Source organism: Pandoraea faecigallinarum (assembly GCF_001029105.3).
Lineage (GTDB): Bacteria > Pseudomonadota > Gammaproteobacteria > Burkholderiales > Burkholderiaceae > Pandoraea > Pandoraea faecigallinarum.
In genome coordinates this window covers 111,984-126,011 of record NZ_CP011807.3, presented here as the reverse complement: position 1 = coordinate 126,011, position 14,028 = coordinate 111,984, and the positions used below count along the sequence as shown (strand labels likewise).

Annotated in this window: 12 protein-coding genes; 9 read left to right on the top strand and 3 right to left on the bottom strand. The window is 64.4% G+C overall.

Going from position 1 to position 14,028, the window contains the following annotated elements; genetic code table 11:
• The first annotated feature begins 45 nt into the window (after positions 1–45).
• The gene (locus AB870_RS00520) at positions 46–1,137 is read left to right on the top strand and encodes an agmatine deiminase family protein (RefSeq protein ID WP_053059508.1); all 1,092 of its coding nucleotides are present in this window, start codon (positions 46–48) and stop codon (positions 1,135–1,137) included.
• Positions 1,138–1,141: 4 nt separating this feature from the next.
• Here AB870_RS00520 and AB870_RS00515 read toward each other — a convergent pair whose 3' ends face one another.
• Positions 1,142–2,095 (bottom strand): FadR/GntR family transcriptional regulator, encoded by a 954-nt coding sequence (locus AB870_RS00515; protein ID WP_237170017.1) that lies wholly within the window; start codon positions 2,093–2,095, stop codon positions 1,142–1,144.
• Between the two features lie 317 nt (positions 2,096–2,412).
• Here AB870_RS00515 and AB870_RS00510 point away from each other — a divergent pair, with 317 nt between their 5' ends.
• From AB870_RS00510 to AB870_RS00475, 8 genes are all read left to right on the top strand, one after another.
• Positions 2,413–3,618 (top strand): ABC transporter substrate-binding protein, encoded by a 1,206-nt coding sequence (locus AB870_RS00510; RefSeq protein ID WP_047908620.1) that lies wholly within the window; start codon positions 2,413–2,415, stop codon positions 3,616–3,618.
• A gap of 188 nt (positions 3,619–3,806) precedes the next feature.
• Positions 3,807–4,664: a branched-chain amino acid ABC transporter permease gene (locus tag AB870_RS00505; protein WP_047906513.1), complete on the top strand. Its 858-nt coding sequence runs from the start codon at positions 3,807–3,809 to the stop codon at positions 4,662–4,664.
• Complete coding sequence (locus AB870_RS00500) at positions 4,664–5,653, top strand: branched-chain amino acid ABC transporter permease (RefSeq protein ID WP_174554733.1); 990 nt, start codon at positions 4,664–4,666, stop codon at positions 5,651–5,653. Before AB870_RS00505 ends, AB870_RS00500 begins: the two co-directional genes overlap by 1 nt.
• Positions 5,650–6,417: an ABC transporter ATP-binding protein gene (locus tag AB870_RS00495; protein WP_047906511.1), complete on the top strand. Its 768-nt coding sequence runs from the start codon at positions 5,650–5,652 to the stop codon at positions 6,415–6,417. Before AB870_RS00500 ends, AB870_RS00495 begins: the two co-directional genes overlap by 4 nt.
• On the top strand, positions 6,414–7,115 hold the full coding sequence (locus AB870_RS00490) for an ABC transporter ATP-binding protein (protein WP_047906510.1): 702 nt from the start codon (positions 6,414–6,416) through the stop codon (positions 7,113–7,115). The genes AB870_RS00495 and AB870_RS00490 overlap by 4 nt, the downstream gene beginning before the upstream one ends.
• Before the next feature lie 45 nt (positions 7,116–7,160).
• Positions 7,161–8,423 carry a Zn-dependent hydrolase gene (locus AB870_RS00485; protein WP_047906509.1) on the top strand — a complete coding sequence of 421 codons (1,263 nt, stop codon included), beginning with the start codon at positions 7,161–7,163 and terminating at the stop codon, positions 8,421–8,423.
• Entirely contained in the window at positions 8,420–9,919 is a 1,500-nt protein-coding gene (locus AB870_RS00480) for a M81 family metallopeptidase (protein ID WP_047906508.1), read from the top strand. The genes AB870_RS00485 and AB870_RS00480 overlap by 4 nt, the downstream gene beginning before the upstream one ends.
• A 178-nt stretch (positions 9,920–10,097) precedes the next feature.
• On the top strand, positions 10,098–11,282 hold the full coding sequence (locus AB870_RS00475) for an acetyl-CoA C-acyltransferase (RefSeq protein ID WP_047906507.1): 1,185 nt from the start codon (positions 10,098–10,100) through the stop codon (positions 11,280–11,282).
• A gap of 118 nt (positions 11,283–11,400) precedes the next feature.
• Here AB870_RS00475 and AB870_RS00470 read toward each other — a convergent pair whose 3' ends face one another.
• Positions 11,401–12,744, bottom strand: a complete 1,344-nt coding sequence (locus tag AB870_RS00470; protein WP_084663180.1) for an MFS transporter — start codon at positions 12,742–12,744, stop codon at positions 11,401–11,403.
• Positions 12,741–13,931, bottom strand: a complete 1,191-nt coding sequence (locus AB870_RS00465; RefSeq protein WP_047906506.1) for a M20 aminoacylase family protein — start codon at positions 13,929–13,931, stop codon at positions 12,741–12,743. Before AB870_RS00465 ends, AB870_RS00470 begins: the two co-directional genes overlap by 4 nt.
• Positions 13,932–14,028 lie beyond the last annotated feature (97 nt).

The following is a 14,028-nucleotide window of genomic DNA, read 5'->3' as shown; positions in this document are numbered from 1 at the left end:
TACGCCGCCTACACTGGCGGCATTTTTCTCACGGCAGCGCGACCCATGACGGCACTTTCACGAAAGCCTCTCGCGACGAGTACGTCCGCCACGAACGCCATCGGCCACTGGCACATGCCGCCGGAGTGGCATCCTCACGCGGCGTGCTGGATGGCGTGGCCGGGCAACACAGTGATCGATGGCACGAAACGGCGGCAGGTACTCGACGACCTGGCGCGCATCGCCCATGCCATTGCGCTGTTCGAACCGCTGCGTGTAGCCGTCGATCCGGAGCATCTGGACGAAGCGCATCGCGCCCTGCCCGCCAATGCCACACTGCATCCCATTCCCGTGAACGATCACTGGATGCGCGACACCGGACCGACTTTCCTGCTTGACGATGCCCTCACGCCGCACGCGCTGTGCTGGAATTTCAACGGATGGGGAAAGCCCGCGCTTCAGGCCATCGACGCCGACGTCCACGTCGCGGCCCGTGTCGCGCGCGCGATCGCCGTCGACACCCCCATCGGCTGCTCGCACGCCGCTCTCGTGGCCGAAGGCGGCTCGCTGCTCGTCGACGGCGAAGGCACGCTGATCGCGACGGAAACGTCGATCCTCAACGAGAATCGCAATCCGGGGCTCACGCGTCGTGAAGCGGAAGCGGTCTTCCGCCACTGGCTGGGGGTGACGCAGATCGTGTGGTTGCCGGGATCGACGCTGGACGCCATCACCGACGGACACGTCGACGGCATCGCGAGTTTCGTGCGGCCCGGGGCGTTACTCGCGACGGGCGCCGATGGCGATCACGAGTGGGCGCGCGAAGCCCGTGAGAACCTGCGCGCCCTGCTTCTTGCGCGCGACGCCAAAGGACGTCACTTCGACATCGGCCTGTTGCGTGCGCCCGACTTCGACGCCCTGCCCGCCGTCCTTGCCGACGACCCCGACTTTGCGCCCGAATATGTGAATTTCTATCTGCCGAATGGCGCGGTGGTGATGGCGTCGTTCGGCGACGCCACGGCCGATGCGCACGCGCGCGCCGTCGTGCAACAGGCGTTTCCCGCACGGCGCATCGTGCAGCTGCCGCTGTGCGCCATCGCGAAACGCGGCGGTGGCATTCACTGCTGCACGCAACAGCAACCGGCCTGCGTGCTGCCGTAACACGTCATTTCGCCGTCGTGCGCCGTTTGCGCGGGGATTTCACGCCGTCTTCACCTGACACCTTTCGCGCCACGCGCTTCGGCGTCGCGCCCTCCTCGGCAGCGCTCGCCTTGCGGCGCGAGACCGGTGCCGCATTCGCTCCCAGCTGCGAGCGCACACGCTGCTGCATGTCGGCGATGTCCGAATCGAGAATCAGACGGCCGCGCAGCTTGCCGTTCATCCGCTTGATATAGGTGCGCGCCTCCTGCATGTGAAAGTGCATCAACTCGCGCACGCGCCCGGCGTCGCCAGCGCGTGCCGCGTCCGTGATCTGCCGATGGATGTTGACGTTGGCCGTGCCGAATTTCTCATGCTCGCGACGCGGTGTCTCGTTACCGAACACGATCAGCTGGCGAATCATTTCGTTGACGAGTTCGCAAGTGAAACGCAGAAAGCTATTGGGATTGGCGGCTGCGAGGATGTCGTGAAAGTCGACGTCGGCCTGACGCTGGCGCAGCAACTCGCGGCGATCGTGCGACGCCGGGCTGCAACATGTCATGTTGTTCTCCAGCGCCGCGAAGTCCGCTTCGGTCAGATGCGGCACGGCACCGGCGGCAAGTTCGGGCTCCAGCAACTGACGCACCGTATAGATGTCGTCGATGCTGACTTCCTTGAAGAAGAGATAGTTCTGCATGAGCTGGAACGTGCGCTCGAGCGGCACCTCCACGACCATGCCGCCGCCGGACGGCCCCGTGCTTACCTTGATGAGCCCCTGCACTTCGAGCGACTTGAGCGCCTCGCGAATGGTGCTCTTCGACACGCCGAACATCTGCTGCAATTCGACTTCGCGCGGCAGGCGATCGCCCGGCAATAGATTGCCTTCGGTAATCAGGCGTTTGATGGCTTCGGCGACCAGATCGCCGCGTTTTTGTTGTTTGATTTCCAACGGCTCTCGCCCCGTTTGTGCATCCAATGCCATGTGGTGCCTCAGGAGTCTGTTCACGCACGAATCGCCCGAAATTGCTCGTCATTGCTCGCCCACCCGATCATCCCGGCGCGTGCCCGCCGGGAATTTTTTCCGATTGACACGAAAAAGCATTATACCTACGATCAAATCCATCCTATTTATCATAATAAATATGGCGGATAGGGATAAGGCCCCGGACGTTGCAAGTCGTTGCTGCAAGCTCACTGCCTCTGGTCGCTTCTTCAGGTCACTGACCATCGGTGCGCAATTGGGTAACGCGTTGCACGTTTGCACCCCATGAACGATTGCTCCCCCGCATGGAGACCAAATTGAATCGTCGTGAACTGTTGAAGCTCGCCGCCGCGGCGTCTGTGCCTGGCTCCCTATTCACCGCTCGCGACGTGTTCGCGCAAGGCACGGGGGCAATCCAGCTGGCCTGTCCGGTGCCGATGTCGGGGCCGTTCGCCGCGAACGGGAAGTTCGCGGATCTCGGCATGAAGCTCATCGTCGAGCAATATGGCAAGGTGCTCGGCCGCCCGCTCGCCTACACCACGCTCGACACCGAGGGTAGACCTGCAACCGCTATCCGCCGCGTGCAGGAAATCGCGCAGCAAAAGGGCGCGCGCTTCTTCGCCGGCGGCATTCTGTCGTCCGAAGCGCTGGCCTTGGGCAAGGAGGCGGAGAAGGCCGGCGGTATTTTCATCACCACGGCCGGCGCCGATGAAATCACGGGCAAGGATTGCAACCCTGCCACGTTCCGCTGGTCGGTGCCGACGTTCGGGGCCATCGAACAGACGGTGCGCCCGCTCATCGAATCGATGCCCAAGGCCAGGCGCTGGTATACGATCACGCCGCAATACGTCTTCGGCGAAGGACTGCTCACCGCCGCGAAGAACATCTTCAAGGAGAAGGGCATCGAGCACGTTGGCAACAGCTATCACTCGCTGACGGAAAAGGAATTCTCGGGCTATCTGACCAATGCGGCCGCGGCAAAGCCGGACGTGCTGCTGATTCTGAACTTCGGCTCGCAATCGTCCGACACCCTGCGTCAGGCGGTGAGCTTCGGCATGAAGAAGAACTGCACGATCCTCATGGCATGGGCGTCGGGTCTGGAACAATTCGAGACGCTCGGCGCCGATCTGTGCGACGGCGTGTACTTCGGCGCGCAGTACTGGCATGCCGTGGCCTCGCCGCTGAATCTCGATCTGGTCAAGCGCACGCAGGACCGTTTCAGGCAGAACCCGAACTACAGCCTCGCCGGCTCGTATATCTGCACCAAGCTCATGCTCGACGGCATGGTCAAGGCGGGCAGCGCCGATCCGAAGGCGGTCGTCGCCGCGATGGAAGGCATGAAGTACGACGGTCTCACCGGTCCGGAAGAGATTCGCAAGGGCGACCATCAGGTACTCAAAAACTACTACCTGCTCAAGGGCAAGGCGAAGTCGAAGATGAAGAATGCCGACGACTACGCCGATATCGTGAGCGCCGGGAAATCGTTCCTGCCGCTCGACAAGACCGAGTGCAAGATGGCCTGATGCCGTCATTGGCCGTCATGCGACACGACGCACGTTCGTCCTCCCCGCATGATGGCCTGAGGGCCGCCTGAAGTCTGCCGCTCGCGGGGACACACGTCATGGTCCCCGCACGTGCCGTCTGTGCCGCGCTGCGAGAGCAGGGCGGTGCAAGGTGTTCCACGTCTGCACCAAAGCTCTCCGGGACGCGCATGAACGTCTATTTGCTGCAAATCATCAACGGCGTCGGGATCGGGATGTTGTACTTCCTGCTCGCCGTCGGCTTATCGATCATCTTCGGCCTGCTGCGCTTCGTCAACTTCGCGCACGGCGCCTTCTATCTACTGGGCGCGTACTTCTGCTATCAGGCGCTGCAATGGGGCCTGTCGTTCTGGCTTGCGCTCGTCGTGTGCCCCCTGGTCGTGGGCGCGCTCGCGTGGATCGCCGAGAAAGTGCTGCTCTCGCACATCTACGAAAAAGCGCACGAATTCCACATCCTCGTTACCGTCGGCCTCGCTCTCGTGGTGCAGGAGATCGTCATCATCGTCTGGGGACCGCTGGGCGATAACGTCGCGGTGCCCGAAGTGCTCGACGGCGTGGTGATGTGGGGCAGTTTCATCTATCCAAAGTACCGCCTGTTCCTCATCGGCTTTACCGCGATCTTCGCCGCGGTGCTCTGGTGGCTGCTCGAAGGCACGCGTCTGGGCAGTGCCGTTCGCGCGGGCAGCGAATCGTCGGAGATGGTCTCGCTCCTCGGTATCAACGTGTTTCGCGTGTTCAGTTTCGCATTCGCGCTGGGCGCGGGCACGGCCGCACTGGCTGGCGTGCTGGCAGCGCCCGTGCGCGGCGTCGAGCCGTTCATGGGCATCGAAGCGCTCGGCATTGCGTTCGTGGTGGTCGTCATCGGCGGCATGGGCAGCTTTGCCGGAGCGCTCGTGGGCGGTCTCGTGATCGGCATCGTGCAGAGTCTGATGAGTACGATCTGGCCGGAAGGCGCACGGTTGATGATTTATGTGGCGATGGCGGCGGTGCTGCTCATGCGTCCGCACGGCCTGCTGGGGAGGGGATGATGCTGGTACGTTATCGCTTTTGGCTGCTCGCCGCGGCCGTCACACTGATCCTGCCGGTGACGCTTTCGTCGGGCACGCTCGCCACCGAAGTGCTGGTCTACGCGCTCGCCGTACTCGGCTGCAACCTGTTGCTGGGCTATACCGGCCTGCTGTCGTTCGGACAGGGCATCTTCTTCGGTTTGGGCAGTTACACGCTGGGCATCATGCTCACGCGCTGGTCGCTGCCCATGCCCGTGGCCATCGTCGCCTCGATCGTGCTGGGCGCGGCGATCGCCGCCATCGTCGGCAGGTTCGCGATCCGTCAGAAGGGCACTTACTTCGTGATGCTCACGCTCGCGTGCGCACAGATGTTCTACTTCTTCGCATACACCGCGACCGACTGGACCGGCGGCGACAACGGACTGCTCGACATTCCGCGCAAATCGCTGACGCTGGGCGGCAAGACCGTCGTTGCGCTGGAGACACCCTGGCAGTACTACACCTTCGTCGCCATCGTGTTCCTCGTCGTCTTTGCGTTGCTGCTGCGTGTGGCCGATTCGGTCTTCGGCCGCACCCTGCTCGCGATACGCGACAACGAAACGCGGGCGGCGGCGATCGGCTATCACGTGAAGACCTTCAAGCTCGTGGCGTTCGCGATTTCCGGGGCAGTCACGGCGCTGGCTGGCGCGCTGCATGCATTGATGACGGGGATCGCGCCGCTGTCCAACATCGAGTACCACACCAGCGAAATGATCCTCGTGATGACGGTGATCGGCGGTACGGGAAATCTGTTCGCTTCGGTGCTGGGCGCGGCGTTTTACGTACTTGCCGCCGACTGGCTCTCCACGCTCTGGCCGCGCTGGCTGCTGCTGCTCGGACTGCTGCTCATCGCCGTGAGTCTGTTCATGCATCGCGGTCTGTGGGGCGTGGGCGAGACGCTGTGGTACCGCATGACCGGAAAACGCAACACGCCTCGCGGCAAACTGGACACACAGGGAGACCCGACATGAGCGACGCACTCATCGAAGCTTCGGGCATCGTCAAACGTTACGGCAAGTTCACTGCGCTGCATGGCGTCGATCTGCGAGTGGCGCCGCGCACGGTGCACTCCGTCATCGGCCCGAACGGCGCGGGCAAGACCACGCTGTTTCACATGCTCACCGGCACCGTGCCGGTCTCCGGCGGACGCATCGTGTTCGACGGCCACGACGTCACCACCGAGGCGGACTATCGTCGTGTGCAACGCGGCATCGCGCGCTCGTTTCAGGTCACGGCGCTGTTCCAGAACCTGTCCGTGCGCGAGAACCTGCGGCTCGCCGCGCTCGGCGTCACGCCGCGCCGCGCACTGTCGTGCTGGCGCAAGGCGGACGGCCCGCGCGCCTGTGCCTCCATCGTCGACGATGTCCTCGCACGTCTGGCGCTGACACGTCACGCGAACACGGCGGCGGGATCGCTCTCGCACGGCCAGCAGCGACGCCTCGAAGTCGGCATGGCGCTCGCCGCGCGGCCCAAGGCGATTTTTCTGGACGAACCGACGTCCGGCATGGGCATCGACGATCTCGACGACATGAAACAGCTCATTCGCGGCCTGCGCGAGGACCATACCGTCGTGCTCATCGAGCACAACATGAATATCGTGATGGACATCTCCGACACGATCACCGTCATGCAGCAAGGCCGGGTACTCGTCGAAGGCAAGCCAGACGCGATCCGTGCCGACGAACGCGTGCGCGCCGCATACCTCGGCAACATGATCACCGGAGGCCGTGCATGATTCTCGATGTTGCAGGTATTCACAGCTATTACGGCAAAAGCCATATTCTCCAGGGCGTGTCGCTCACCATCGGCGACGGCGAACTCGTCACGCTGCTCGGCCGTAACGGCGCGGGAAAGTCGACCACGCTCAAGACCATCGCCGGGGTGGTGATACCCAAGGCGGGCAGCATTGCGTTCATGGGCAAGCCGATCACCGGCATGGCCGCACATCGCATCGCTGCGCGAGGCGTGTGCTTCGTGCCCGAGCATCGCGGCATCTTCAAGCTGCTCACCGTGGAAGAGAACCTGAAGCTGGGCGCGCGACGCGATTCGCCATGGCAACTGAACGACATCTATCGCATCTTTCCGCGCTTGCAGGAGCGTCGCAAGAACGGTGGCGCGCAATTGTCCGGCGGCGAACAGCAGATGCTCGCCATCGGACGCGCGCTGCTGAACCATCCGCGTCTGCTCATGCTCGACGAACCGGTCGAAGGCCTCGCGCCGGTGATCGTCGAGGAGATCGTGGCGCAGTTGAGACTCATCAAGCAGGCGGGCGTGGCGATCCTGCTCGTCGAACAGAATCTGGAAGTGTGCACGCAGTTGGCCGACCGGCATTACATCGTCGAGCAGGGCGTGATCGTGTACGGCGCGGACAACGCTGCGTTTCTCGCCGACGACGTCGTCAAGGACCGTTATCTCGGGGTCGGCGTGGCGTAGTTGCCGAATTCGCCGATGCCCGCAACTCTCAAGGATGGGTAGAACATGGAACGTCTCGATCAACGGGCCGCCGCAGTGCGCATCGACGGTGCGCGTCTGTGGGACAGTCTCATGCAACTCGCGCGAATCGGTGCGACGGACAAGGGCGGCGTCTGCCGTCTTGCCCTGACGGACCTCGACCGCCAGGGCCGCGACCTGTTCGTCGCGTGGGCGAAGGAGATCGGCTGCACGGTGCGTATCGACGCCATCGGTAACATCTTCGCGCGCCGGGCCGGGCGCAACGACGCGCTGCCGCCGGTCATGACCGGCAGCCACATCGACACGCAACCGACCGGCGGCAAGTTCGACGGCAATTACGGCGTACTCGCCGGGCTCGAAGTGCTGCGCACGCTCAACGACAACCGGATCGTGACGGAAGCGCCGCTCGAAGTCGCCGTGTGGACGAACGAAGAGGGCTCGCGTTTCGTCCCGGTGATGATGGGCTCGGGCGTGTACGCGGGCGCCTTCACGCTCGATCATGCGCTCGCGCAGAGGGACCACGACGGGGTAAGCGTAGCCGAAGCGCTGGACAGCATCGGCTATGCAGGTCCGGAGCCGGCGCTCGGCGCCCCGGGCGCGGTGGGCGCCTACTTCGAGGCCCATATCGAACAAGGGCCGGTGCTCGAAGCCCACGGGAAGACCATCGGCGTAGTGCAGGGCGCCCTCGGCCAGCGTTGGTACGACGTGACAATCACCGGCATGGAGGCCCACGCCGGCCCCACGCCGATGGAATTGCGCCGCGACGCGCTGCTCGCCGCCGCACAATTGATTCAGTCCGTGAACCGTATCGCCTGCGAGCACGCGCCGCATGCGCGCGGCACCGTCGGCTGGGTCGACAACTATCCCAACTCGCGCAACGTCATTCCGGGACGCGTGAAGCTGTCCGTCGACCTGCGGGCCGCCGACGACACCACGCTCGACGCCCTGAACGCCAAGCTGCGTGCCGAGTGCGGCGCACTGAGCACGAAGGGCATCGACGTCGCCATCGAGCAGGTCGTGTACTTCCCGCCGCAGCCGTTCGCTCCCGAACTCGTCGACGCGATCCGCACCGGTGCGCAAACGCTAGGCTATTCGTCGATGGACGCGATCAGCGGGGCAGGTCACGACGCGGTATATCTGGCACGCGTTGCGCCCACGGCAATGATCTTCGTGCCGTGCAAGGACGGCATCAGCCACAACGAAATCGAAGACGCCGAGCCGGCGCATCTCGAAGCCGGATGCAATGTGCTGTTGCAGGCCATGCTGCAACGCGCGGGAGGTGCCGCATGAAAGTGATGATCGCGCGAATGAATCACGAGACGAACACGTTCTCGCCGGTGCCCACGCCACTCGAAGCCTTCGGCAACCAGGGTCCGACCTACGACGCCGACGCGTACCGCGACAACAAGGGCATGCGCACGGCGATGTCCGCGTTCATTGACCTGGCGCAGGCCGCCGGCGCACAAATGGTGACACCGGTCTCCGCCAGTGCGAATCCGAGCGGTCCGGTGGCGGCGAGCGCGTATGACGCGCTGTGCGATCGCATCGTGGCGGCGGCGAGCGGCGTCGATGCGATTTTGCTCGACCTGCACGGCGCGATGGTTGCGCAAAACAGCGACGACGGCGAGGGCGATCTGCTCGAACGCGTGCGTGCCGCTGCACCGGACACCCCCATCGCCGTGGCGCTCGACCTGCATGCGAACGTCACGCAGAAGATCGTGCGCAACGCCGACATCGTCGTCGGGTTCAAGACATATCCGCACGTCGACATGTACGAGACGGGCGAGCATGCCGGGCGTCTGTTGTTCGAAATGCTGGCCGGCAAACGTCACCCGACGGTGGTGTGGCAGCAACCGCCGCTGATGGTGCATTCGCTGCGCAGCACGAGCCATGGCGGCGCGATGAAGCGGGCGCTGGACGCCGCGCGACGCGCCGAAGCCGAGGAGGGCATCCCGGCGGTTTCCGTATTCTCGGGCTTCTCGCTCGCGGACATTCCCGCGCCGTGCATCAGCGTAGTGGTGACGGCCGACGACACTCCGGACGGTGTCGCTCGGGCGCAGGCGGTGGCCGATCGCATCGCCGCGCAGGCATGGGACGAGCGCGACGGCTTCGTCTATCGCAGCGCGCCGCTCGCCGAGTCGATTGCCGAAGCGAAGCGGTTGAGTGAGGGCGCCGACAAGCCGGTGCTGCTGCTCGATCACAGTGACAACTGCATGTCGGGTGGCACGTGCGACACGATGGACGTGCTGGAGGCTGCGCTTGCCGGCGGCCTCACCGGCATCGGCGTCGGCCCGCTGTGCGACCCGCAGGCCGTGGCGACGCTGATTGCCGCGGGCGAGGGCGCCGAGGTCACACTGGCGCTCGGCAACAAGCGGGCGCTCACGCAGTTGGGCATCGTCAAGACGCCGCCGGTGCTCACGGGCATCGTGCGCAAGGTCAGCGATGGCGAATACGTGGTGACGGGGCCGACGTACACGGGACAGCGTTGTTACATGGGACGTACGGTCCTGTTCGACATCGGTCCGGCACGCATCGTCGTGACCGAGCGCACCCACGAGCCGTGGGACCACGGTGTATTCACCTGTGTGGGGCTCGATCCGCGCAGCGAGCGTTTCCTGCTGCTCAAGTCCCGCATGTACTGCCGCCCGGTCTTCGAGCCGATCTCGGCCGGGCTGGTGGAATGCGACAGCGACGGCGTGACAAGCTCGAACTACGCGCTGTTTCCCTTCTCGCGCGTGAACCGGCCGGTGTATCCGCTCGACCGGGACGTGACGTTCGGGAAATGACGGCGCTAACGTGAGCGCGTGGCAGGCTTTGCACGGTGTGACACCTGTCAACATTGTCAGGTGCGCGACGCGACATGGCGACCTAAGCTAAGGCATCTGGCCGCGCAGGCCGACTGCGGCGCACAACGCGGTGTCGGTCCTTCGGCCCAACGGCGTGCAAAGGTCGGAGGACTTCGCCATGCATACCGACGTCGTCATCGTCGACGCCGTTCGCACGGCCATCGGCGAATTTGGCGGAACGCTGCGCGAGAAGCCGCCCGCCTATCTTGGAAGTACCGTCGTACAGGCGCTGCTCGATCGCACCGGCGTCACGGGCGACGGCGTCCAGCAGATCGTCTTCGGGAACGTCCATCAGGCGTCGGCAAGCGATATGTACCTCGCCCGCTGCGTGGCGATCGGCGGTGGCATCGCGCCGCAAGCGGCCGCGCTCACCGTCAACCGGCTGTGCGGCTCCGGACTCGAAGCGGTGCTACTCGCGGCCCAGTTCGTCGATGCGGGAGAAGCCGAGACCGCCATTGGCGGCGGCGCCGAAACCATGAGTCTGGCGCCCTACCTCCTGCCCGCGAATCGTTTCGGCTCGCGTCCCGGTGACCTGGTTGCGACCGACATGCTCATGGGCGGGCTCACCGATCCGATGACCGGCGTGCATATGGGCGAGCTGGGCGAGGGAATCGCAACATCGTTCGACATCGGACGCGACGAGCAGGACACCATTGCGCTCGCTTCCCATCGACGCGCGGCGCACGCCATCGCCAGTGGCTACTTCGACGCGCAGATCGTGCCGGTCGAAGTCGGCACCGCACGAAAGCCCTCGACCTTCACGCGCGACGAACGTGTGCGCGCGTGCCCGAGCGCCGACGATTTCGCCCGGCTCAAGCCGGTATTTCGCCGCGAGAACGGCACGATCACGGCGGCCAATGCATCGGGCATCAATGACGGCGCGTGCGCGGTGCTGATAACGACGCTGAGAAACGCGCAGATCCGGCGCATGCGGCCGCTCGCGCGCCTTGTCGCTCATGCACGGGTCGGGGTGTTGCCTGCGGAGATGGGCATCGGGCCGGTCGTGGCCACGCGCGAGGTGCTCAAGCGAGCGGATCTTCGCTGCGGCGACATTGACGTGATCGAAGTCAACGAGGCGTTCGCGTCGGTCGTGGGGGCGTTTCTGAAGTCGATGGGCCTCGATGCGTCGCGCGTCAATCCGAACGGCGGGGCCATTGCGCTCGGTCACCCGGTCGGGGCAACCGGCGCCATCATGGTGACCAAGGCTGTGCACGAACTCCAGCGCACCGGCGCGCGTTATGCCCTCGTGACGACGTGCATCGGCGGCGGCCAGGGAATCGCCGCCATTTTCGAGCGGCTGTAGCGTCGCTCACGCCGCGGCGGGCTCGCGCAGATGCAGTCACGCACGCGAAACCGCGAAACCGATGCGTACCAACGGCCGGGGTGCCGAACTTCCCAGGCCCCGGTCGACTCTCCCGCCTTTACTCGTCCAGCACCTTGCTCCCCGTTTCTTCGAACATCGACACGGCGATGAGCGACACGACTACGCAGGCGATCATGTACCACGCCGGGGCCATCTTGTTGCCCGTCACGCGAATCAGCCAGCCGGCGACGAGCTGCGCCGTCCCGCCGAACACCGACACGGAGATCGCGTACGCGCTCGACATGTAACCCGCGCGCAGATGCTTCGGGAAGTTCTCCGGCATCAGCGCATATGCCGGAGCCGACCCCATCGTGTAGCAGAACATCAGTACGATCAGCGCCGCCAGCACGACCGGCAGCGAGGGGTAGTGCGTCATGACCCAGAACGCCGGGTACAGCAGCACGATCAGTGCCACGCGTCCGAGCATCGTGAGCGGCTTGCGCTTGCCCATTTTGTCGGACCACATGCCGTAGACCGGGCACATCACCAGCGAGATCGTGCTGGCCGCAACGCCCGCCAGCATCGACATCTTCGGCGGCAGCCCCAGGTACTGAATGCAGTACGTCGGCATGTAATACATCATCACGTACGTGGACACCGACATGCCCGCGATCGAGAAGATCGTGAGGAACCAGTTACGTACGTACAGGCCACGTCTGGGATCGTCGCGTCCGGCAACGGTCTTTGCCTTCGGCGGCTCTTCCTGAATGTGACGGCGCAAATAGATACCGACCGGTGCGATCAGTGTGCCGAGCAGAAACGGAATGCGCCAGCCCCAGCTGTGCATGGTGTCGTCCGAGAGCAGGAAACCAAGGCTTGCCGCGAGTCCCGAACCAAGCAGTGCCGCCGCACCCTGACTCGCCAACTGCCAGCTTGCCCGGAAGCCACGGCTTTTCGCGCCGCCGACTTCGAGCAGCGTCGCCGTCGCCGCACCGAATTCGCCACCCTGGGCAAAGCCCTGCAGCAACCGTGCGCTCACGATCAGCAACGGTGCAGCCAGACCGATCTGGGCGTACGTCGGCGCAAGGCCGATGGCGGCCGAGCCGATCGCCATGAGCAAGATGGTCAGCGTCAGCGCGGGCTTGCGGCCGGCGCGGTCGGCGTAGCGGCCGAGCACGATGCCACCGAGCGGGCGCATCACGAAGCCCACCGCGAACACCGCGAACGCGAGCAGCGACGACGTGATGGGATCGTCCGCCGGGAAAAATTGCTTGCCGATGGTCAGCGCGAAGTAGCTGTAGACCGTGAAGTCGAAGAATTCCAGCAAATTGCCGATGACGGCCGCGAAAACGATCTTGCGTTGCTGTGAGGCAGACATCGATGTCGCCGGCGACGGCTGCGCGCCGTCTGCCGGAAACGGTTGAAGCTGTGGTTGCGGCTGCGATTGCGTTGCGATGCTCATGCGCGGTCCTTGGCAAGAAAGCGTTCGACCAGACGCGTCCAGAAGGCGGCACCGATGGTCAGATTGTCGTCGTTGAAGTCGTACTTGGCGTTGTGCAGCATCGGCTTGCCCTCGCCGTTACCGAGACGGATGAAGCAACCCGGCACCTTTTGCAGGTAGTACGCGAAGTCTTCGCTGCCCGCGATGGGCGGGAACGGCGAGATAACCTGTCCGGCGCCGACCAGTTCCTCGGCAACGCCACGCGCGAATTCGGTTTCCGCTTCGCTATTCACGAGCACCGGATAGCCGCGGATGTACTCGATGTCCGCGCTCGCCCCATATCCTTCGGTATGCGACTTCACCAGCGCGCAGATACGCGTTTCGAGCGTCGCGCGCACCGTCGCCGAGAAGGAGCGCACACTCAGTTCCAGCGTAGCGTCCTCCGGAATCACGTTCGGAGCGAAGCCTGCATGGAACGTACCGACGGTCACCACGGCGGCTTCGGTCGGATCGACGTTACGCGCGACCACGGTCTGCAATGCCATCACAAGGCTGCTGCCGATCACCACCGGGTCGACGGCCAGATGCGGACGCGCCGCATGGCCGCCACGACCGTGAATGCGAATCCTGACCGTATCGCACGCGGCCATGAGCGGGCCGGCACGGAAACCGAAGGTGCCCGTGGCGACGCCCGGGTGATTGTGCAAACCGAAAATCGCGTCGCACGGAAAACGCTCGAACAAGCCGTCGGCGATCATCTGCTCGGCACCGCTGTTCGAGCCCGCCTCTTCCGCCGGCTGGAAAATCAGATTGACCGTGCCGTCGAAATTGCGGGTTCTGGCGAGTTGCTGGGCCGCACCGAGCAACACGGCCGTGTGACCGTCGTGGCCGCACGCGTGCATCTTGCCGTCGTGCACGCTGGCGTACGCCAGCCCCGTCTGCTCGCGAATCGGCAGGGCGTCCATGTCGGCTCGCACGCCGACCGTGCGCCGGCTCGACCCGGCCGTGAGCGAGGCCACCACGCCGTGGCCGCCGACGTTACGCGTGACCCGATATCCCCAGCTTTCCAGCTTTTGCGCCACATAACGCGACGTATCGACTTCCTCGTAAGACAGCTCGGGGTGTTGGTGGATATGGTGACGAATGTCGGCCAGCTGCTCGCGCACGTCGGCCAGATCGCTCACTTCGCAATAGCGAATCTCGCGCATTGGGGGCTCCTCTCTTTTTGAATAACGCGGAGTATTGCACCGACGAAATTTCGCACCCATGACGCAAAGCACGTCAAAATGTTGCCTTCAAGGCAAC

Bases quoted from the DNA above. Each gene is read 5' to 3' on its own strand.
- AB870_RS00500 (WP_174554733.1), top strand. From the start codon at position 4,664: ATGCTGGTACGTTATCGCTTTTGGCTGCTCGCCGCGGCCGTCACACTG.
- AB870_RS00520 (WP_053059508.1), top strand. From the start codon at position 46: ATGACGGCACTTTCACGAAAGCCTCTCGCGACGAGTACGTCCGCCACG.
- AB870_RS00515 (WP_237170017.1), bottom strand. From the start codon at position 2,095: ATGGCATTGGATGCACAAACGGGGCGAGAGCCGTTGGAAATCAAACAA.
- AB870_RS00465 (WP_047906506.1), bottom strand. From the start codon at position 13,931: ATGCGCGAGATTCGCTATTGCGAAGTGAGCGATCTGGCCGACGTGCGC.
- AB870_RS00505 (WP_047906513.1), top strand. From the start codon at position 3,807: ATGAACGTCTATTTGCTGCAAATCATCAACGGCGTCGGGATCGGGATG.
- AB870_RS00495 (WP_047906511.1), top strand. From the start codon at position 5,650: ATGAGCGACGCACTCATCGAAGCTTCGGGCATCGTCAAACGTTACGGC.
- AB870_RS00490 (WP_047906510.1), top strand. From the start codon at position 6,414: ATGATTCTCGATGTTGCAGGTATTCACAGCTATTACGGCAAAAGCCAT.
- AB870_RS00480 (WP_047906508.1), top strand. From the start codon at position 8,420: ATGAAAGTGATGATCGCGCGAATGAATCACGAGACGAACACGTTCTCG.
- AB870_RS00475 (WP_047906507.1), top strand. From the start codon at position 10,098: ATGCATACCGACGTCGTCATCGTCGACGCCGTTCGCACGGCCATCGGC.
- AB870_RS00470 (WP_084663180.1), bottom strand. From the start codon at position 12,744: ATGAGCATCGCAACGCAATCGCAGCCGCAACCACAGCTTCAACCGTTT.
- AB870_RS00485 (WP_047906509.1), top strand. From the start codon at position 7,161: ATGGAACGTCTCGATCAACGGGCCGCCGCAGTGCGCATCGACGGTGCG.